Raw genomic sequence first — 20831 nt, forward strand, 5'->3', positions numbered from 1 at the left:
GGTAAAACAAATGTCCTTAAACGTTAATCAAATTTCAGAAATTATAAAAAGCCAAATTAAAAATTATGGTAAAAAAATTAGTGCTAATGAGGAAGGCATTGTTGTTACTGTCGGTGATGGAATTGCGCTAATTCATGGTTTAGATAAGGCTGTTAATGGTGAATTAGTATTTTTTCCTAAAAGTAATATTTATGGTATGGTTTTGAGTTTAGAAGAAACTGCTGTTGGTGTTACTTTAATGGGGGATGACACAGGTATCAAAGAAGGAGATATTGTTAGTAGAACAGGTAATGTTGTTGAAACACCAGTTGGTAATATGCTTTTAGGAAGAGTTGTTAATGCACTAGGGCAAAAGATTGATGGTAAAGGTCCAATTAAAACTACGAAAACTAGACCGATTGAAAGAATAGCGCTGGGTGTGATGACTAGAAAATCTGTATCAGAACCTTTAGCAACAGGATTATTATGAATTGATGCAATGATTCCGATTGGCAAAGGTCAACGAGAGTTAATAATTGGTGATCGTCAAACTGGAAAAACAACGATTGCTATTGATACTATTATTAATCAAAAGGGTAAAAATGTCTTTTGTGTTTATGTTGCTATTGGTCAAAAAGCTTCAACTGTTGCTCAAATTGTTGATAAATTAACACAACTAGGGGCAATGGAGTATACAACTATTGTTGCTGCTACTGCTAGTGAAGTTGCTCCTTTGCAATATATTGCTCCTTATACAGGAGTAACTATTGCCGAAGAATGAATGGAAGAAGGTAAAGATGTCTTAATTGTTTATGATGATTTGAGTAAACATGCAGTGGCCTATCGTGCTATTTCCTTATTATTAAGACGACCACCAGGAAGAGAAGCTTATCCAGGAGATGTTTTTTATCTTCATTCACGTTTATTAGAGCGTGCAGCTAAATTAAATGAAAAACATGGTGGTGGGAGTATTACTGCCTTACCTATTATTGAAACACAAGCCGGTGATATTTCTGCATATATTCCTACTAATGTTATTTCAATTACTGATGGTCAAATTTTTTTAATGTCAGAATTATTTAATGCCGGAATTCGTCCAGCAGTTGATGTAGGTTTATCGGTTTCACGGGTAGGTTCATCAGCACAAATTAAAGCAATAAAACAAGCAGGTGGAACATTAAAATTAGAATTAGCACAATTTCGTGAATTACAAGCTTTTTCACAATTTGGTTCTGATTTAGATGAAAACACTAGAGCTGTTATTGAACATGGTAAACGTGCCATTGAAATTTTAAAACAAAAACAAAATGAGCCATTAAATCAAATTGATCAAGCAATTATTTTATTAGCAATTAAAAATAAGGCAATTAAATGATTACCAGTAGAAATGATGGATTCTTTTAAAAAGGAAGTAATAACTTATTTTCAAAAACAACAACGAAAAAGTTATTTAAAATTACAGCAAGATCAAGCGTTTAGTGAAGAGTTACAAGTGAGCATTAGTCAAGGCATTATGCAGGTTGTTTATAATTTGACCAATAAGCTAAATGACTATAATCCTAAAATATATGGTAGTCTTGAAGAATGGGAAACATTAATTAAAACATTCAAATAATGTATTTAGGAAGGTAAGGTGAAATATCATGGCTCAAAGCATGGAACAAATTAGACAAAAAATTAAATCTGTTAATACTAGTTATAAAATTACTAAAGCAATGCAACTAGTATCAACAGCTAAATTAAAAAAAGTAGGTAAAAGAATTGAGATGATTAAACCTTATTATTCTGAAGTTTATAATACATTCAATCAATTAATACCTAAATTAAGTAATTCAATTTATTTAAAAACAAAAGATCAAGTTATTAATAAAACAATATGAGTCGTTTTTAATTCTAATTTAGGATTATGTGGTGGTTTTAATAATAATTTAAATAAATTAGTACTAGAACAATATCAACCACAAGATGAAATAGTTGTTATTGGTAGTAAAGGAGTTTCATACTTTACTAATCATCATTGTAAAATTATGCAATCTTATACTGAAATTAACATTCAATCATCATATAATGATTCGCAAGAGATATCTTTGTTGTTACTTTCTAAGTTTAATAATAAAGAAACTGATGCTATTAAAATTGCATATACAAAATATGTAAATACGGTAACAACAATTCCAACAATTATTGATTTATTACCAATTGTTTCTATTAAAACTAATCAAGAAAGTAATTTAATTCAAACTGATTTTGAACCAGACGCTAATACTGTTATTAATAGTGCTATTCCTTTATATGTTGGTGCCATTGTTTATGGTGCATTAGTAGAATCACAAGTGTCAGAGCAAGCATTACGAAGATTAGCAATGGAAAATGCTTCAAATAATGCCAAAGAAATGAAAGATAAATTATTAGTAAGTTATAATCGTGCCCGTCAAGGTGCTATTACCCAAGAAATTTCAGAAATTATTGGTGGCGCTGATGCCCAATCATCATAATAAAGGAGTAAACTAAAATGAAAAATGCAACTAGTAAAAAATCTATAACAATTAAAGAAAAAAATGTTAGTGATAAAAACTCTTTAAAAAAAGATAACACTAAAGTTATTGCTAAAGTAAAAGCAAAAGTGACTAAAAAAGTAGTTAATAGCAAAGAAAGTGTTAAAACTAGTAAACAATTACCAACTAAACGAAATATTGGAAAAATTGTTCAAATTTCAGGTCCAGTTATTGATATTCGTTTTAATGATAATAGTTTACCTAATTTAAATAATGCTATTAGTATTGATAATAATGGTCAAAAATTAATTGTTGAAGTTGCAAAACATATTGGTGATGATAGTGTTCGTTGTATTTCAATGGGTCCAACTGAAGGATTACTACGTGGTCTTGAAGCAGTTGATTTAGGAATACCAATTAGTGTTCCTGTTGGTGAAGAAGTTTTGGGTAGACTTTTTAATGTATTGGGTGAAGTCATTGATGATGGTAAAGAACTTAAAACTAAATTAAAATATCCTATTCATCGTACACCTCCTAGTTTTGATGAATTACAATCAAAATCTGAAATTTTAGAAACAGGAATTAAAGTCATTGATTTATTAGCACCTTATGCTAAAGGTGGAAAAATTGGTTTATTCGGTGGAGCTGGAGTTGGTAAAACAGTTTTAATTCAAGAATTAATTAATAACATAGCTAAAGAACATGGTGGTATTTCTGTCTTTTCAGGAGTTGGCGAAAGAACACGTGAGGGTAATGATTTATATTATGAAATGCAAGAGTCAGGTGTTATTAGTAAAACTGCTTTAGTGTTTGGTCAAATGTCAGAACCACCAGGTGCTAGAATGCGTGTTGCATTAACTGGTTTAACAATTGCTGAATACTTCCGTGATGAAAAACAACAAGATGTATTATTATTTATTGATAATATATTTCGTTTTACACAAGCTGGTAGTGAAGTATCAGCTTTATTAGGAAGAATGCCTTCAGCAGTAGGGTACCAACCAACATTATCGACAGAAATGGGTGCTTTACAAGAACGTATTGTATCAACAACACGTGGTTCTATTACATCTGTACAAGCAGTATATGTACCAGCTGATGATTTAACTGATCCAGCTCCTGCGACAACATTTACTCACTTGGATGCCAAAATTGTTTTAGATCGTAATATTGCTGCTTTAGGGCTTTATCCTGCTGTTCATCCTTTACAATCTTCATCAAGAATGTTAGATCCTGCTATTGTTGGTCAGGAGCATTATGATGTTGCGCAAAGAGTTATTGAAACAATTCAACGTTTTTCTGAATTAGAACCAATCATTGGTATTTTAGGAATGGATGAGTTGAGTGAAGAAGATAAAAAAATAGTAGCTAGAGCAAGAAGAATTCGTAATTTTTGTTCACAACCATTTCATGTTGCTGAAAAATTTTCGGGTTTAAATGGTATTTATATTCCGATTAGTCAAACTGTTAATAGTTTTAAACAAATTTTAGATGGTGAATGTGATGATTTACCAGAGCAAGCGTTTTTATATGTAGGAACTATTGAACAAGCAATTGAAAAGGCAAAGAAATTGAGATAATTGAAGGTGATAGTATGGCATTAAATCTTAAAATTATTACTCCTGATGGTATTTTTTTCGATGGAGAAGTACAGTGAGTTAATGTTAAAACAACTGAAGGATATGTTGGTATTCTTGAATGGCATACACCTTTGATTGCTAATATTCAAATATCGAAAATGTCATTTAAAATTAAAGAAAAAATTCGTAATTTAACGATTTCTGGTGGACTTTTGGTAACTGATTTACATATGGTTCGTATTATTAGTGATAAAGTTGAATATACATCAATTTTAAAAGAGCAAGAAACAAAGGTATTTGATGAGCGTATTAAAAGGGTTAGTGGAGGTTAATAAATATGCATGATTCACATTTAATAAAATGAATAATTGAAATAAATATTTATCTTTTTAGTTTTATTGCTAGCGGATTTGCTGTAAAAGCAATTCCTTTTAATAAATTTCTTGATCATAAAAGAATAAAAGAATCATGAATTTTATATATGTTAACAACTTTAGTTTTTACTTATTGTATTGGTACGTTAATTATTAAATTTATTGGTTTAGATATTTGGTTTAATTTAAATTAATACTTAAAATTAAAAAAATAAAAATAGTAAGTGTTTTAAAATACTTACTATTTTTTTAATTACAATATATTATTAAAATTTATAGTAGTTATTGATAATACCTATATATATTATAAAATTTCTCCGAAATTACTATTATAGTTGTAAAAAAATAGTTTTTATTTATTTTATTGTTGTTTTTACTATTATATATATATATAATATTTTTATCTGTATAGAATAAAATTCTCATCTGTATAGAACAATATAGAATGGAAGTGAGAAAATGAGTAAATTTTTTCATAGTAAACAAACAACTCCTGAGGATAAGAAAAATCCTAGTTTTACTTTTAAAGGAACTTTCAATAAATTAGGTGGCAAAATGTTTGGCAAAATGCAAAACTTATCAAGAGCCATTGTTTTACCAATAGCTACATTACCAATAGCTGGCTTATTGTTAGGAATTGGTGGTGGTGTTGCTAGTGCTTTAAAGCAATTACCTAATCATGATAGTCTTGTTGGTATTATTAATATTTTTTCAATTATGCAATCAGCCGGAAACGTTGTTTTTGCTAATTTAGGATTGATTTTTGCTATTTCTATTGCTTTTGGTTTTGCAAAAGCTAGTAAAGGTGTAGCTGCTCTTTCTGGATTTATTACTTTTATTGTTATGACTTCAGTTATTAGTGGCATGTTTTTTTGAAATCCTAAAACAGGAATGTTGGGATTTGATCCATGAGGTTTAGGTGAAGGTGCAAAGATTACTCCAGAAAGTGGTAAATCTTCTGGTTTATTTTCTTCTGTCTTAGGATTATTTCCTACGTTTGATACTTCAGTTTTAGGTGGCATTCTTGTTGGTTGATTAGTATCAGTTGTTCATAATCATTCATACAATATTCGTATGCCAAGAGTATTAGCTTTTTTTGGTGGTGAACGTTTTGTGCCAATTTTAGCTGTTTTTGTTGGAATAGGAATGGGATTAGCTTTTTTCTTTATTTGACCAATGTTATTAATTGCTTTTAGAGAAATTGGTAATGGCTTAGCAGCTGGTATGAATACAGGTCAACTTACCGATGGACAGTTAACTGGTGATAATTTTCATCCAACAGTTGGTGGAGCGTTTATTGCAATGTTTTTTGGAATTACTGAACGTTTATTAATACCAACAGGATTGCATCACGTTCAATATGCACCTTTCTGATATACTGGAATTGGTGGTACGTGAACTAATGGATCTGACACATTTGTAGGAGCGTACAATATTTTCTTTGGACAATTTGCTTCTAATGCAGTAGGACACATGAATCAAACACCAGGAACAATGTTTATGAGTGGGCGATTTGCATATATGCAATATGGTTATCCATTTGCAGCGCTTGCTATGTGAATGTTAGCACGACCAGAAAATAAAAAAATGGTTGGTGGTATTTTAGGATCTGCTGCTCTAACTTCTTTCTTAACAGGAGTTACAGAACCATTGTTGTTTTCGTTCTTATTTGTAGCACCATTATGTTTTGTTTTCCATGCATTTATGGCAGGAATTAGTTTTATGATGGCGTATTTATTAAATATAGTTGTTGGTCAAGGTTTTGCTGCTGGATTTATTGACTTTTCTTTCTTTGGAATATTACCAAGTATTCTTGGTAAAGAAACAGGCTTCTATTGAGTATTTGCTACTGGATTAATTATGGCACCTGCTTATTTCTTTGGGTTCTATTACATTATTAAGTGAAGAAATTACAAAACTTTAGGTCGTGAAGAAGGAGAATTAGCAACCAACTTAGCTTTACAAAGTGTTGAAAGTTCTTTAGATAAGTCTTCAAAAAAAGGTAGAACAAAAGTAGAAAATTTATTACTTGGACTTGGTGGAGCATTAAATATTATTGATGTTAACGCTAAAGATAAAGTATTAGTTGCAACTTTAAAAGATGCAAATATTTATTCAAAAGCTTTATTAAGATTAAGTGGAACTAAAAATATTAAAGTAATTGCCAATAAAGTTGAAATTACTTATCTTGATGGTGCAGAGTCTATTCATAAAACTTTACAAGCAGAAATGACAAAGAAACAAACATTAACACCTGATACTAATAAAGATAAAAATAATGATATGTTAGAAAATATTTTTAAAGGTCTTGGTGGACGAAGTAATGTTAAATTATTAGACAATTGTGCTACAAGATTGCGTGTTACAGTTTTTGATGAAACTAAAGTTGATGATAATATTTTAAAATCAATTGGTGCAGTTGGTATCTTTAAAAAAGGTACAGCTATTCAGATAATTTATGGGCCACAAGTAGGTAATATTAAAAATGATTTATTAAAAACTTGAACTCCAAAATAAACTATTACTAAAATATAAAAATGAGCAACTTTTTGAGTTGTTCATTTTTTTAGTTTTAGTTACGGATAATGTTAAAATTATAATATAGGATAGAGGGAAAACTATGTTTTTTGATGATGAAGAAGAAAAGTTAGAAGAAGCTAGGTATGAAGAAATACAAACAAATATACAAAATTTAACATTAACAATTGATGTTAATATTGTTGTTAAAGATTTATTTAAATATATTAAATTAAAATGTACACAAAAAATTAGAATTATGGATATATTAGCATTGTTTTTATCAATATTTTCAATAATTCTTTCAATATTATTAACTGTTATTGATAAAACTGATCAAAAAATTAGTTTTGAACTTCGAAAATTATTGTATGCGGTAAATATATTTAAAGATTTAACGGTGGTAATGGTATTAGTAATTGCATTATTTATGATTATTTATGAGATTAAATATTGAATTAAACAAAATAAACAATTCAAATCTTTTTATGCAGCAAATGCTGATTTTACACCTGAAGAAATTATTTCGGAACTAATGGATCTTAATAATATTTTTAGTTTTAAGCATTGAAATGAAATTTCATTCCATATTAAATACTATAAAAAATGTAAATCATTTAAACGACATGCAATTTTAATCGCTATTTTGGATTATTATCAATTACCAATTAATAAATGAAATTTAATGTATTTAAATCAAACAATTAATTATTTAAATAAAAAACATTTTCGTCATATTCTTAGATTATGCATATTTAGTTGTTTAGCAATAATAATGATTATTTTAATGAGTACTTTCCCTTCAATATTTTTAAGATAAAATATTTTATATAGATAGAAAGGTATATATGGAAAAATTTAATGAAGAAATAAAAATATTAACGACAATTTTTATTAATAATGCTAATATCAATACTAAAATTAAACAAGAAAAATTTTTAATCAATAATTTTGAATTTTATGGAATTTTAACTAGTAAACGAAAACCATTAGTAAAATTTTGGGAGGTTCCCAAAAAAGTAGGAATATAAATTACTAGATAAATAAATTCTTTTGAACATTACCATTTAAAAATGATGATAGACAAATTAAATTCTCTTTTACCCTTAAATTTATATTCGACGTATTTTAAAAAATATAGATTTTATAAGATAAAATAAAAATTATTCTCAAAGGAAAAAGACAAGAAATAATCTTGTCTTTTTTTGTAATTGTAAAATTTTAAAATTTTTAAGAACCGTCTTTAACGCTATTATCAACACGTGTTAGGGAACTAAAAAAGTGAACTACAACACAGTTGTTAAAATAGTAGCTAGCATGTGGACTTGCATGGATAAATAAAAAGTGGAGTGATACCTAATAAAATATACTAACCATTAATGGTAATTCTTGGGGTGGGAGCGAATTGGAAACTAGTATATATAGACCTGTTGTAGGGACCTATTGTATTAATTCTATTCTTTATTTAACCAAACTTGCCACCCCCCAGTGAGCAAGTGTTGGTTTTATTTTTTATTTTTTTTGAAAATTTTTTTGGGCGAGAAAATAAATTTCAAACTTATAAAAAAAAATTGAGCGGGACCGGTTCAATTAAAATATTAATTTGTTTAACAAAAATTAAATAAATATTGAATCGAATGCCTCAATGTTTTTTAAAATTTCATAATTTATTTTTGAGCCCAGAATTGATGGAATGAATAAAACGAATAGTAGTATTATTAATAATCTAAAAATCAAAATATATGTTCTTTATGCTAGAAGCAACAGGACATATTAGGAAAAGATTATTATGCAAATAGAATTTAAAAAAGAACAAATTGTTAAAGATAAACCACAATCTATTCTTATTGATTATGGTGAATATAAATTACAATGTCCAAAATGAATGGTTAAAAATAATAGTTTTATTGCTGATGATAAATATACATATTGAGTTTTTAATTTAGAAAATATTAAAAGAGAATTAAGCGGTAATGAATTAATAAAATTATTAGAACCATATATTAAAGACCAAAAAATAACTGTTAATAAACCAACTATTCCAAAAGAATATTATATTAATGATATAAAACTTGAACCATTAACATTTTATGAACAGCATAATAGTTGATTTATGGGTGAAATAACAGATAACAAAACTAAAATTACTAATCCTTGTTTTAAATATAACATTACGTGAGAAGAAAACAGAAAAGGTTTTAAAATAAATAATCCATATAATAAAGATGATTTACCAATTAATTACATAGTTACTTCATATAAGGAAATTTCAACTCATAATGAAAAAGTATTTTTGTTGAACATGTAAACAACATAAATTTGATTATTTATTCTTTAATACTAATGATATAAAAACAAGAAAAAACTTTTTAAGAGACAAAAACGGTAAAGCAATTTGTTATGACTGTATCTTAAATGTTAAGTTAAGTAGGGGGTATAAATAATGAATAAAGAAAAACCATTTTCTTATAAAGACCAAGAAATTATTAATGAATATAATAAAAATCGTAGCAAAGAAATAACAGAAGAACATTTAAATAATATAGAAAAATTAAGAAAAGATTTTAAAAAAGAAGTAATTAATCAATATAAGGAAAATTTAATTAATTATCTTGAAAATGAATTTATGGAATTACTTAAAGATGATATGAGTGATGTAATTAAAATTAATATTAGTAATTGAAAACTTAAATTAATAATGAAATTACAAGAAAAAATTCAAAATTGTGACCTTGAATAATGCAATATGACTTAATTATTGGTATTGACCCCGCTGGTATTGGTAATAATGGAATTGTTATATATTCAAATGAAACTAATAATATTGTTTTTAATGAAACATTCAATACATTAACTGTTTTATGAACTAAAAATATTTATAAAGAAAAATTTCAATTAATTAAAGAAAAATTTATTGATAAAAAAATATTAGTTATTGTAGAAAATTTCTTTTTAAGTTCAAAACAATTATTAACTAATCCATTAGCAACCCCTAAAATTATTGGTGCATTAATGGTATTAGTACAAGATGTTATAAATTGAGATTATCTAGAAAGTGAACCAAAAAATAAAACTAAAATAGAAAATTATAAAGGAAATATAAAATTAACAAAACATGAACAAGATGCTTATAAACATATTCAATATTATTTAAAAAATCATAAAAAAATATTAATTTTTGATAATTATTTAAGGAAATTATAAAAATGAAAGATAAAACAAATTATGTCAAATTAACAGTAAAACTTAGTAACACTATTGAAGCAAAATATTACGAAAAAGGTAATAAAGAATTATATTATAGTGTTCGTGGTCAATGAAATGGATTAAACTATGTTACTTTAATTTTTAATAAACCAAAACTTTATAGACGCTGTATTTTATTAAACAAAAACGATGAAATTATAGTAACTGGTGAAATCTTTAATACTTTAAATATTAAAAAAAATCGTGCATTTTGTTCAATTAATGTTAAATGATTTAAAAAATGAAAAGAGTAAAAAATGATATTATGAAAAATTTTATTAATAGTACCAATATTAATAACAAGTATAACACTAATAATAATTTTAATATTTATTATTAAAGAATTAAAAAATGAATATAAAGTATTAAAAATATTAAGTGAAATTGCTAATCAAATTGAAATTAAGGAGAATAAATAATATGATTAATGATTATGATTGAATATGATATTGTGATAGTTATCCTTGTAAAAATAATAATAGTAATCAAGAAATATATGTTTGTTCAATTAAAAAAATGCAAAATTAGGATTATGTAAAACTCATTTAAATAATTATAGAAATATAAAAATTGATTATGTTACTGAAATTAAGGAGAATAAATAATGGGATATTGAACAAAGTATAAATGTGTTTTTTGTGGAGAAATAATGATTGGTGATGAAGAAAATATTGAACATGTAAGAGAACATAGAAAGGGTATTAGATAATGAAAAAAGAAAATAGAGTTAATAAAAGTGTATTACGTAAATATATAACAGATTTAATGTTTAAGTATAAAGATAAAGCAGATTCAATATTAGTTTTACATGAAATATTTTTATGATTAAATGAAAGTTGAGTTGATAATAATTAATAAAGAACAAATACCATGTTGTTTTAGTGAAGTTAATACTCTAGGTAAACATATAACAAATTGCACTAATTTACCAACAAAATTGGATGAAGATAATGTACAAGTAAGATATTTTTGTGAAGAACATATGATTAAAGTTGAAAATATAAGAAGAAAAATGGCTCAAAAATATATTAATGAATATAAAGAAAAATTACTTGAACATATTAAAAATATAAATTTTAAAGGAATTTTCGGTTTATTAATTGAAAAAATAGAAAATGGAGAAATTGATTAATGATAATATTACCTACTTTATTTGAAAATAAAGATGAAATTGAAATATTATCACCATTTCCCAAAGCAATTCATACAAGTAATGATATTAGAGCAATTATTTTAAGACAATACCCAAATGTTAAATCAAAACACATAATTGTTTCTGACCCGGAAGGTAATGTTGCATTAATAGTTGGTGATAATGATGTTTATCAAGGTTGAATTAAAGTAACCATTAAAAAATTAGAAAATTAAAGGAGAATAAAATGGATTATAAAGAAAAAATTAAAATTAGAATTCATGAATTTGAATTATATGCTTATCAAGTAAATACTTTATTAGAATCTGTTTAGGATCTTTTTAATAAAATTGAAATAAATGAGAGAACAACCATTTGTAAGCTAGTATTTAATTTTCTTTCACAATTTTTTCATAATCTTCTGCATTTTTCTAATCATGCAAAACTTCGTTCTACAACTCATCTTTTTGGCAATACTACAAAAGAATGTAATTCATTACGTTTGATAACTTCAACATTTGCATTTATGATTGTTTTGATTTTAAAAGCAAATTTTTCACCAGTATAACCAGCATCTACTAGTATTTTTTGAACTTTAGATAAATTTTCTTTTTCATTTTCAATCATTATTATAGCACTGTTACGATCTGTTTTTTCTGCTGTGGTTATGTAAATTGCATCTGGTAAGCCTTGAGAATCAACAGCAATATGACGCTTTATTCCTGAAATTTTTTTACCAGCATCATAACCTTTATTTTTAGCAGTATCTGTGTTTTTAACACTTTGTGAATCAATTATACAAAAACTAGTTTGTTCTTTTCTACCATTATTGATACGAACTTTTCTAACTAATTTTTTTTAAAATTACTTGTCAAGTGCTAGGTTCTTTATCACTATTTTTACTTCAAATTTGAAAATAATAATATACAGTTTGTCATTTTGGAAAATTTTTTGGTAACATTCTTCATTGACATCCACTTTTTAATACATATAAAACTGCACAAAATACTTCATATAAATCTAAATTTCTTGGTTTTGTTTTCTTTTTGTTATTTTCTAAAATTGATCTTATGTTCTCAAATTGTTCTTTAGTAACATGACTTGGATAATTTTTATGCATATATACCCCTTATCTTAAAATATATAGTCATTTTACGTTATTTTATAAAAGATTCCAAACAGGTTCTTAGATATTGTAAGAGAAATGTTAAAAGCAAATAAAGGAGAATAAATTATGTTAGATGAAATTTTAAAAGTAATTTTTGATAGAGCAGATAAAAAAGAATTAATTTATATGATAGAAAGATTAATTCTTTGTACTAATAATCGGTCAGAAACAAAAAAATGATTGATTAGAGAATTTGATAAAAATCATTATGTTTTAGAAAAATTATTAGAAATAAAAGGAGAAAAAAATGGAAACAAATAATTATACTTTAACCAAATTAATTAGAACTGGTATAAGTCCAATTTGTGCAATGATTGGTACAAGTGCTTATTATGGTCAAGTAATAGATAATCCATTATTAGGTTCAATTAATAGTTTATTATTTGGTAAAAAATTAGGTTTAGATATATGAAATTTAAATCAAAGACCAAATACTAAAACTAAATTAATTAATAGTAGTAAAAAAATATTATTAGGTTTAGGAACAATTGGTTTAGCAAATTATAGTAAATGAACAGAAAATAATATTAATCCTATTATTCCAACAACACCAACTCCAATAACTACTACAACTACAACTGAGGGTCCTCCATGATTATTATTAAGTAAACAAGATAATCAGTCATTAATGGATTGAGATACATATATTAGTTTAAATGCTTATGGTATTTCAAATCTTATTAGTGGATTAACTGAGTTAATACCTAATAAATTTGAAACAATAAGAAAGATTTGTAATATGGCTACTGGTGGATGTTTAATATCAAGTGGTGTAGCAATGGGTATTAATAATGATTTTAATAATGCTTATGCAGTACCTACCATAATGCTGGTGCAAGTGAAATAATCCATAATTTACTACCTATGGAAACTACACATCATAATGAAGAAATGCAAGAAACATCATTTAATGATGAAACTGCAAGATTAATTAATGATAATAGATTCACAATTAATAGTGAAACAACTAGTCAATACGGTAGTGATAATATGAGCGAAGTAGCATTAAATCACGATAATGCTTCATTAAATTGAGATTATAATCACATGAGTTTATAAAGGAGGTGAATAATTTATGAATAAAGAAAAATTAATTCAATATTATGATGATAAATTAAAACAACATGAAAAAGATTTAGAAGACATACGACTGAATGAACGTTTAATTGCAAATCTTTTAATGGATGCAAAATGTATGATTGAAAGAATTATTAAAGGTGACTTTGATGAATAATTAAAAATTAAAAATAAATAGTTGAAAGGAAAATATTGAAATGAAAGAATTTTTACATGAATTAATAATTATTGGAACAAGTGTTGGAACATTAATTTGCAGAGAAATTATTGTTTTATTAAAAAGATTTATCACAACTCCAAAACATGTTAGAGCAAATAACAAAATTATCAAACATCAAAAAAAATTAGCAAAATTAAACGAAAAAATTAATAAAGGAGAAAAATAATATGACAAAAATTGAATTTAATGAAAAATATAGAAAACAAGATATCAGTATTGATAGAGATTTTGATTTACATATTGATAATTGTTTTAAATTTTCTGATATTGAAATATTGGAAAATGCTGTTAATGATTATAAAAAATTAATAAGTGAAATGCCACAATTAGTTAAAGATTGATTATTGGGATAAGATTAGGAGAATGTTAAATGTTAGAAAATGAAAATAATGTTCAACAAACAACTGAACCTTTAACTGAAAACAATGCTTCTTCACAAGAAATAGAAAATAAAGTTAATGAAGCAGAAAACAAGTTAAATAAACTTAATCAAGAAATAAAAGAAAAAGAAATGATTAATATATTTAAAAAATATCAAATAAAAACTGAATTTTATGATTATTTAAAATTTAAAACTAATAATTTAGAAAATTCAAAAATTGAAGAAACTATTAAAAAAATGATTAAAGAACAACCAGTATTTAAAGAAACAATTAATACAGGTGGCAAACCACAAACAATAATAACAAATCAATCAAATTCAATAAAAAGCACTTTATTAGATTATAAAAAGAAAAATAATTTATAACAGAAAGGAAAATAAAAAATGGCAGTACCATTCAATAAAAATTTAGATAATACCGAAAAATTAGTAGAAGCACCAGAATTTATAGAATTTTATAAACAATCAAATTCACCATGAGCAAGTTTTTTTCCCATTGAAATGGTTAATTCTACAAAAATTGAATTTATAGTTAAAAAACCAAAAAATCCAGAAATGAAAATACTAAAATGAAATGATAAAAGCAAAGGATTAGATGTTAGTTATGCTGAAACTATTAAAATTTTAAAAGAAATTAAAGAAGAAGCAGTTGCAGGTGAAATAATTGCTAATGTTGATTTAAATGCTGAAAATGGACAAAATTTATTAAATACAATGCAATATGAAGTTGCTAATGATTTAGCAGATTATTTAGCAAATAATGATACAAATGTAATTGCAAAATATGCAACTAAAGTAGATATTACTGATAAGTCACCAGTAGGATATTTAAAATCAATGTTAGATGCTTGAAATACTTTATTTCAATTAAGAAATAGTAATAATTGTCGTTTTTTTATTACTAATAATCTTTATGATAATATTGTTTATTTAGCTAATAATAAAGGTTTAATTACTGATAATCAGATTGCACAACAATTAAGATTAAATGGAAATGACTTATATATTAAAGGTGTGCTGTGTCAAATTGTAATGGATGATTATATGACTTTTACTGATAATAATGAAACTAAAATTATGTCTTTTGTTTTAGCTACACCAAGAGCAATGAAAAGATATATGTTACAAAATACAGTTGTATATGTTCAAGATATTGCTGATGGTAAAGTTGGAAGAAGATATTTAGTTGGTGGAGAAGTAACTGGTGAATCAATACCATATATAACAGATGAAGAAACAACTTCACGCTGAATGTTATGTGCAATTATTAATAATGATAAAACTGATTTAAAAACTAAAATTACAAGTTTAATAACTGATATTACTGCAAATGTTAATAACAATAATAGTGAATTAAATACACAAATAAAAAGTACTAATGAACTTAAATCATTAAATCCTAATTTAACAAATCCAACTATTAAATATTTTAGTGATGCACAAGGAAAAACTAATGTAAGTAATCAAAAACAAAAAGCAGGTGACTTATATATAACTATTACTGCAAATGTTAATGACTTAAATTATAAAGGAACAACAAATCCAATTAAAATAACTCTTAAATAAAGGAAAATAAATGCCATGCCAATCGGTACAACTAGTACAGCAATACTTTTGAACATAAATAAATCCAAACATACTAGAATAAGTAAACAGCAAGAAAATAAAAGTTTTTGATGAGAAATTTTAGAAATGATTGGTGTACAAGTAATAGCAGTAGCACTTGCTCCTTTTACTGGTGGTTTAAGTGAAAGCGTAGCACTTGGATTAGGTGCAAGTAATTTTATTGCAAGTAGTATTAATTTTGGTATTTATGCTATAACTGATTTTACTATTAATGAAGTTTATGATTATTTAAAAGGGAATGTAACAAAATGAAATACTTTCTTTAATATATTACCTGCATTTGCTGGACTTAATAAAATTAGTCGTGGTTATCGTATTACTAAATTTATTAAATTAGCAGAAAAAACTAAAACATTAGAACAAGTTGGAATTAAAGAAGCAAAAAACTTACAAGAAATTATTAGTCAAGTAAGTGGAAAAGAAATTTTAACAGATAAAATTATTGGTAATAAACGTTATTTAATGAATTATAGTTTTACTCCTAATAATGAAACAGTATTACGAGATTTAGGTTACGTTGCTGAAAGACAATATAAAAATAATTTTCAAAAATTAGAAGCACAAGAGTTAAAAGATTACTTATTATTACAGAATACATTAATAAAATTAAGTCCTCAATTAACTCCAAAGTTTAAAATTAAAGATATTGAAAAAGCAAATAACTTTTTAAAAAAATATAATACTGATTTAAAAGAAGTATTAAAAATGAACCAACATGAATGATTAAATTTAGTTCATACAATACATACAGAAAATAGATATGGAAAAACTTTAATTTTAGATTTGCAAAAAATTAGCGCTAATGCTATTAAATTTAATTTTAAAAATAATATTATTCATCAACTTGTTTTAAAAGCAAATCAAAGTTTTAAATATGGATGGGGCCACTTAGCCCTTTTTACTAGACCATTAATTTAAAAAATCTGAATGTATTCTAAAAACAATTGTGTTATATAATGAACACTAATTTTGACCTGAAAGGATTTTTATTAATGGATAAAATTAAACAAATAGCATTAATAATTAACAAATTAAATATCAAAGAAAAAATTAAAATTATCGATGATTGCAAAAATCAATATTCAATTAGAAACTTATGTCAATATCTTCAATTAAACAGATCAACATATTACTTTTTAAAAAATAAACAAAAACTTATTAAAAAAGAAAAAAATCATATTATTAATTGCAATCATAAATATCAAGAATTATGCCAACTTTTAATCGAATTTCATTCTACAAGAAAAGGTAGAATTTATGGATATTTAAGAATTTTTTCAGCTTTTAAAGAGTGATTAAAACAAGAGAAAAATATCATTTTAAATATAGAATTATCAACAAAACAAATGCGAAAAATTATGAAAAAACACAATATTCAAGGATTAAAACAAACTAAAAATAACTATCCTAAAAACAAAAAAAATCCAAATAAGTGAATACCTACAATGGATAAAGTAAACAAAGATTACAAAAGTACAACCGCTTCAAATCAAATTTGATCAATGGATACTAAACAAATAAACACCAAAGAAGGTTGACTATATCTTTTTGTAATTATTGATTTTTATTCAAATAATGTTGTTAGTTATAATACATTTTCAAATAAATCATATCAAGATTTAATTCTTCCTGCACTTGAAAAAATAAACAACCAATTTTCTTGAAATCAAATAAAAAACATTATTTTACATTCAGATAACGCCAACGAATTTTATTGTCAAGAAATTACAAAATGAGCAAAAAACAAACAAATAATTTTAAGCAAAAAACAACCATATGATATTGGCGGTAATGTCATATCTGAAAATTGATTTTCACATTTATCTCAAGAATGATTGCCTAAAGACTCAAATCAATATTTAACAATCAATGAAGCTATTAATGATGTAAATCAATATGTTATGTTTTATAATTATGAAAGAATACATTCTAAATTTTTAAAACCACCAATATTACAAATAAAAATTTAGAAATATCTATCAAAATATGGTCCAGTAATTAGGGCTAACCACCGTAATTCAGGAAGTTTTAAAACTAAAGATAATCGTTCTTTTGAAGAAAATGAATTAATTAAATTAAGAAAAGAATTAAAGCAATTACGAATGGAAAATGATATTTTAAAGCAAGCAGCACTAATAATAGGCAGAAAATAGAAATTATTGTCAAAAATAAAGCTAAATATAAAATTCGCACAATGTGTCGTTTTTTAAAAATATCTAAATCAACATATTATTTTAATTTAAAGAAAAAAGAAAATAAAATCAAAAATAATATTTATGATGAAGCTGTTATTAGTGCTTTTAAAGAAAATAAAGAAGTTTATGGTACTAGAAGATTAAAAAAAATTCTAGAAAACCAAGAAATTTATTTATCGCGCAGAAAAATTAAAAAAATTATGAATGAACATAATTTAATATCAAAATATACTAAATTATCATTCAAAAATCATAATAACAAAGTTAACGATAGTCAAATAACTAATCTTGTTAATAGAAAATTTAAGAATAGGATTAAAAATGAAGTTATTGTTAGTGATTTAACTTATGTACAAGTTAATGGTAGGTGAAACTATATTTGCCTATTAATAGACCTATTTAACCGCGAAATTATCGGACATAGTGTTGGAGTTAAAAAAGATGCATCATTAGTACATCAAGCATTTATGCAATCAAATCGCTGTTTAAAAGATATTCAAATATTTCATAGTGATCGCGGTAATGAATTTAACAATAAAATTATTGATAAACTTTTACTAGCATTCAACATTAACCGTTCTTTAAGTAAAAAAGGTTGTCCTTATGATAATGCTGTTGCTGAAGCAACTTTTAAAACGGTGGTTAGCCCTAATTACTGGACCATATTTTGATAGATATTTCTAAATTTTTATTTGTAATATTGGTGGTTTTAAAAATTTAGAATGTATTCTTTCATAATTATAAAACATAACATATTGATTTACATCATTAATAGCTTCATTGATTGTTAAATATTGATTTGAGTCTTTAGGCAATCATTCTTGAGATAAATGTGAAAATCAATTTTCAGATATGACATTACCGCCAATATCATATGGTTGTTTTTTGCTTAAAATTATTTGTTTGTTTTTTGCTCATTTTGTAATTTCTTGACAATAAAATTCGTTGGCGTTATCTGAATGTAAAATAACGTTTTTTATTTGATTTCAAGAAAATTGGTTGTTTATTTTTTCAAGTGCAGGAAGAATTAAATCTTGATATGATTTATTTGAAAATGTATTATAACTAACAACATTATTTGAATAAAAATCAATAATTACAAAAAGATATAGTCAACCTTCTTTGGTGTTTATTTGTTTAGTATCCATTGATCAAATTTGATTTGAAGCGGTTGTACTTTTGTAATCTTTGTTTACTTTATCCATTGTAGGTATTCACTTATTTGGATTTTTTTTGTTTTTAGGATAGTTATTTTTAGTTTGTTTTAATCCTTGAATATTGTGTTTTTTCATAATTTTTCGCATTTGTTTTGTTGATAATTCTATATTTAAAATGATATTTTTCTCTTGTTTTAATCACTCTTTAAAAGCTGAAAAAATTCTTAAATATCCATAAATTCTACCTTTTCTTGTAGAATGAAATTCGATTAAAAGTTGGCATAATTCTTGATATTTATGATTGCAATTAATAATATGATTTTTTTCTTTTTTAATAAGTTTTTGTTTATTTTTTAAAAAGTAATATGTTGATCTGTTTAATTGAAGATATTGACATAAGTTTCTAATTGAATATTGATTTTTGCAATCATCGATAATTTTAATTTTTTCTTTGATATTTAATTTGTTAATTATTAATGCTATTTGTTTAATTTTATCCATTAATAAAAATCCTTTCAGGTCAAAATTAGTGTTCATTATATAACACAATTGTTTTTAGAATACATTCAGATTTTTTAAATTAATGGTCTAGTAAAAAGGGCTAAGTGGCCCATTCCAAAGGAATCTTTTAATAAAAGTAATATTAAATCATATAATAATCAAGTTTTTTATAGTAATTAAAATAATTATAGTAAATTATTTTTTCTAAGAACCTGTTTAGAATCTTTTTAATAAAATTGAAATAAAGGAAAGAACAACCATTTGTAAACTAGTATTTAGTTTTCTTTCACAATTTTTTCATAATCTTCTGCATTTTTCTAATCATGCAAAGCTTCGTTCTACAACTCATCTTTTTGGTAGTACTACAAAAGAATGTAATTCATTACGTTTTACAACTTCAACATTTGCATTTATGATTGTTTTGATTGCAGAAGCAAATTTTTCACCAGTATAGCCAGCATCTACTATTATTTTTTGAACTGTAGAAAGATTTTCTTTTTCACTTTTAATCATTATGATAGCACTATTACGATCTGTTTTTTCTGCTGTAGTTATGTAAATTGCATGTGGTAAACCTTGCGTATCAACTGCAATATGACGTTTTATTCCTGAAATCTTTTTACCAGCATCATAACCTTTATTTTCAGTAGTATCTGTATTTTTAACACTTTGCGAATCAATTATACAAAAACTAGTTTTTTCTTTTCGATGATTCTTAATACGAATCTTTTTAACTAATTTTTTTTAAAATTAATTGCAATACACTAGGTTCTTTATCATTGTTTTTACTTCAAATTTGGAAATAATAATATACAGTTTGTCATTTTGGAAAATTTTTTGGTAACATTCTTCATTGACAACCACTTTTTAATACATATAAAACTGCACAAAACACTTCATATAAATCTAAATTTCTTGGTTTTGTTTTCTTTTTGCTGTTTTCTAAAGTTGATTTTATGTTCTCAAATTGTTCTTTAGTAACATGACTTGGATAATTTTTATGCATATATACCTCTTATTTTAAAATATATAGTAATTTTACATTATTTTCTAAAAGATTCTAAACAGGTTCTAACTTCGAAGAGAAAGAAAAAAATATAATATAAATACAATTTTTTTTTTGGGTACTAAGTTTTCTAAGTTTTTTTATGTTAAAATAATAAAGATTTTATTACTTTACAA

Annotated in this window: 30 protein-coding genes; 27 read left to right on the top strand and 3 right to left on the bottom strand. The window is 24.9% G+C overall.

Annotation, left to right across the window (positions count from 1 at the left end; translation table 4 throughout):
- Nucleotides 1-10: 10 nt before the first annotated feature.
- From atpA to AACL11_RS03135, 16 genes are all read left to right on the top strand, one after another.
- Nucleotides 11-1594, top strand: a complete 1584-nt coding sequence (gene atpA / locus AACL11_RS03060; protein WP_252319362.1) for a F0F1 ATP synthase subunit alpha — start codon at nucleotides 11-13, stop codon at nucleotides 1592-1594.
- A gap of 28 nt (nucleotides 1595-1622) precedes the next feature.
- Nucleotides 1623-2474 carry an ATP synthase F1 subunit gamma gene (gene atpG / locus AACL11_RS03065; protein WP_338988108.1) on the top strand — a complete coding sequence of 284 codons (852 nt, stop codon included), beginning with the start codon at nucleotides 1623-1625 and terminating at the stop codon, nucleotides 2472-2474.
- Nucleotides 2475-2491: 17 nt separating this feature from the next.
- Nucleotides 2492-4054 (top strand): F0F1 ATP synthase subunit beta, encoded by a 1563-nt coding sequence (gene atpD / locus AACL11_RS03070; protein WP_252319366.1) that lies wholly within the window; start codon nucleotides 2492-2494, stop codon nucleotides 4052-4054.
- Nucleotides 4055-4068: 14 nt separating this feature from the next.
- On the top strand, nucleotides 4069-4386 hold the full coding sequence (locus AACL11_RS03075; RefSeq protein WP_174480958.1) for a F0F1 ATP synthase subunit epsilon: 318 nt from the start codon (nucleotides 4069-4071) through the stop codon (nucleotides 4384-4386).
- Nucleotides 4387-4391: 5 nt separating this feature from the next.
- Nucleotides 4392-4622, top strand: a complete 231-nt coding sequence (locus AACL11_RS03080) for a hypothetical protein (RefSeq protein WP_338988110.1) — start codon at nucleotides 4392-4394, stop codon at nucleotides 4620-4622.
- Between the two features lie 265 nt (nucleotides 4623-4887).
- Nucleotides 4888-6945: a PTS transporter subunit EIIC gene (locus tag AACL11_RS03085; RefSeq protein ID WP_338988111.1), complete on the top strand. Its 2058-nt coding sequence runs from the start codon at nucleotides 4888-4890 to the stop codon at nucleotides 6943-6945.
- A 103-nt stretch (nucleotides 6946-7048) separates the two neighbouring features.
- Nucleotides 7049-7765, top strand: a complete 717-nt coding sequence (locus AACL11_RS03090; protein ID WP_338988112.1) for a hypothetical protein — start codon at nucleotides 7049-7051, stop codon at nucleotides 7763-7765.
- A 28-nt stretch (nucleotides 7766-7793) separates the two neighbouring features.
- On the top strand, nucleotides 7794-7976 hold the full coding sequence (locus tag AACL11_RS03095; protein WP_338988114.1) for a hypothetical protein: 183 nt from the start codon (nucleotides 7794-7796) through the stop codon (nucleotides 7974-7976).
- A gap of 758 nt (nucleotides 7977-8734) precedes the next feature.
- On the top strand, nucleotides 8735-9253 hold the full coding sequence (locus AACL11_RS03100) for a hypothetical protein (RefSeq protein ID WP_338987696.1): 519 nt from the start codon (nucleotides 8735-8737) through the stop codon (nucleotides 9251-9253).
- 135 nt (nucleotides 9254-9388) lie between these two features.
- A complete protein-coding gene (locus AACL11_RS03105; RefSeq protein WP_338987872.1) occupies nucleotides 9389-9685 on the top strand; it encodes a hypothetical protein in 297 nt (98 codons plus the stop codon).
- On the top strand, nucleotides 9685-10149 hold the full coding sequence (locus AACL11_RS03110) for a hypothetical protein (RefSeq protein ID WP_338987873.1): 465 nt from the start codon (nucleotides 9685-9687) through the stop codon (nucleotides 10147-10149). The genes AACL11_RS03105 and AACL11_RS03110 overlap by 1 nt, the downstream gene beginning before the upstream one ends.
- A 2-nt stretch (nucleotides 10150-10151) precedes the next feature.
- Nucleotides 10152-10445: a hypothetical protein gene (locus tag AACL11_RS03115; RefSeq protein WP_338986729.1), complete on the top strand. Its 294-nt coding sequence runs from the start codon at nucleotides 10152-10154 to the stop codon at nucleotides 10443-10445.
- A 3-nt stretch (nucleotides 10446-10448) separates the two neighbouring features.
- Nucleotides 10449-10610: a hypothetical protein gene (locus tag AACL11_RS03120; RefSeq protein ID WP_338988115.1), complete on the top strand. Its 162-nt coding sequence runs from the start codon at nucleotides 10449-10451 to the stop codon at nucleotides 10608-10610.
- Nucleotides 10611-10899: 289 nt separating this feature from the next.
- The gene (locus tag AACL11_RS03125) at nucleotides 10900-11046 is read left to right on the top strand and encodes a hypothetical protein (protein ID WP_338988117.1); all 147 of its coding nucleotides are present in this window, start codon (nucleotides 10900-10902) and stop codon (nucleotides 11044-11046) included.
- Entirely contained in the window at nucleotides 11021-11323 is a 303-nt protein-coding gene (locus AACL11_RS03130) for a hypothetical protein (protein WP_338988119.1), read from the top strand. The genes AACL11_RS03125 and AACL11_RS03130 overlap by 26 nt, the downstream gene beginning before the upstream one ends.
- Nucleotides 11323-11559 (top strand): hypothetical protein, encoded by a 237-nt coding sequence (locus AACL11_RS03135; protein WP_338987129.1) that lies wholly within the window; start codon nucleotides 11323-11325, stop codon nucleotides 11557-11559. Before AACL11_RS03130 ends, AACL11_RS03135 begins: the two co-directional genes overlap by 1 nt.
- 94 nt (nucleotides 11560-11653) lie before the next feature.
- Here AACL11_RS03135 and AACL11_RS03140 read toward each other — a convergent pair.
- Nucleotides 11654-12443 (bottom strand): IS5 family transposase gene (locus tag AACL11_RS03140; protein WP_422397926.1). Its coding sequence is split into 2 segments (ribosomal slippage): nucleotides 11654-12176 and nucleotides 12175-12443, totalling 792 coding nucleotides; the frame shifts between segments, so codons are not numbered across the junction.
- A 114-nt stretch (nucleotides 12444-12557) separates the two neighbouring features.
- On the opposite strand from AACL11_RS03140, the gene AACL11_RS03145 reads away from it, so the two are divergent.
- From AACL11_RS03145 to AACL11_RS03195, 11 genes are all read left to right on the top strand, one after another.
- Nucleotides 12558-12752, top strand: a complete 195-nt coding sequence (locus tag AACL11_RS03145) for a hypothetical protein (RefSeq protein WP_338988120.1) — start codon at nucleotides 12558-12560, stop codon at nucleotides 12750-12752.
- Nucleotides 12739-13338 carry a hypothetical protein gene (locus tag AACL11_RS03150; RefSeq protein WP_338988123.1) on the top strand — a complete coding sequence of 200 codons (600 nt, stop codon included), beginning with the start codon at nucleotides 12739-12741 and terminating at the stop codon, nucleotides 13336-13338. Before AACL11_RS03145 ends, AACL11_RS03150 begins: the two co-directional genes overlap by 14 nt.
- Nucleotides 13339-13355: 17 nt before the next feature.
- Nucleotides 13356-13550 carry a hypothetical protein gene (locus AACL11_RS03155; RefSeq protein WP_338988125.1) on the top strand — a complete coding sequence of 65 codons (195 nt, stop codon included), beginning with the start codon at nucleotides 13356-13358 and terminating at the stop codon, nucleotides 13548-13550.
- Nucleotides 13551-13566: 16 nt separating this feature from the next.
- Nucleotides 13567-13725: a hypothetical protein gene (locus AACL11_RS03160; protein WP_338988126.1), complete on the top strand. Its 159-nt coding sequence runs from the start codon at nucleotides 13567-13569 to the stop codon at nucleotides 13723-13725.
- Between the two features lie 40 nt (nucleotides 13726-13765).
- On the top strand, nucleotides 13766-13954 hold the full coding sequence (locus AACL11_RS03165; protein ID WP_174481134.1) for a hypothetical protein: 189 nt from the start codon (nucleotides 13766-13768) through the stop codon (nucleotides 13952-13954).
- Nucleotide 13955: 1 nt separating this feature from the next.
- Nucleotides 13956-14141 carry a hypothetical protein gene (locus tag AACL11_RS03170; protein WP_338986930.1) on the top strand — a complete coding sequence of 62 codons (186 nt, stop codon included), beginning with the start codon at nucleotides 13956-13958 and terminating at the stop codon, nucleotides 14139-14141.
- Between the two features lie 17 nt (nucleotides 14142-14158).
- Nucleotides 14159-14536, top strand: coding sequence for a hypothetical protein (locus tag AACL11_RS03175; RefSeq protein WP_338988128.1), 378 nt, complete (start codon nucleotides 14159-14161; stop codon nucleotides 14534-14536).
- Nucleotides 14537-14554: 18 nt separating this feature from the next.
- Nucleotides 14555-15736, top strand: a complete 1182-nt coding sequence (locus AACL11_RS03180) for a hypothetical protein (protein ID WP_338988129.1) — start codon at nucleotides 14555-14557, stop codon at nucleotides 15734-15736.
- Nucleotides 15737-15751: 15 nt separating this feature from the next.
- Complete coding sequence (locus AACL11_RS03185; RefSeq protein ID WP_338988130.1) at nucleotides 15752-16714, top strand: hypothetical protein; 963 nt, start codon at nucleotides 15752-15754, stop codon at nucleotides 16712-16714.
- 38 nt (nucleotides 16715-16752) lie between these two features.
- A complete protein-coding gene (locus tag AACL11_RS03190) occupies nucleotides 16753-17766 on the top strand; it encodes an IS3 family transposase (protein ID WP_338988132.1) in 1014 nt (337 codons plus the stop codon).
- A 125-nt stretch (nucleotides 17767-17891) separates the two neighbouring features.
- Entirely contained in the window at nucleotides 17892-18665 is a 774-nt protein-coding gene (locus tag AACL11_RS03195; protein ID WP_338988480.1) for an IS3 family transposase, read from the top strand.
- A 6-nt stretch (nucleotides 18666-18671) separates the two neighbouring features.
- Here AACL11_RS03195 and AACL11_RS03200 read toward each other — a convergent pair whose 3' ends face one another.
- A complete protein-coding gene (locus AACL11_RS03200; protein WP_338986622.1) occupies nucleotides 18672-19685 on the bottom strand; it encodes an IS3 family transposase in 1014 nt (337 codons plus the stop codon).
- A gap of 180 nt (nucleotides 19686-19865) precedes the next feature.
- Nucleotides 19866-20655, bottom strand: a protein-coding gene (locus tag AACL11_RS03205) for an IS5 family transposase (protein WP_281747819.1) whose coding sequence is annotated in 2 segments (ribosomal slippage) — nucleotides 19866-20393 and nucleotides 20395-20655 — 789 coding nt in all. Because the reading frame shifts where the segments join, the coding sequence is not laid out codon by codon here.
- Nucleotides 20656-20831: the final 176 nt, after the last annotated feature.

The sequence above is a fragment of the Spiroplasma endosymbiont of Dasysyrphus albostriatus genome, from assembly GCF_964019495.1.
Lineage (GTDB): Bacteria > Bacillota_I > Bacilli_A > Mycoplasmatales > VBWQ01 > Spiroplasma_E.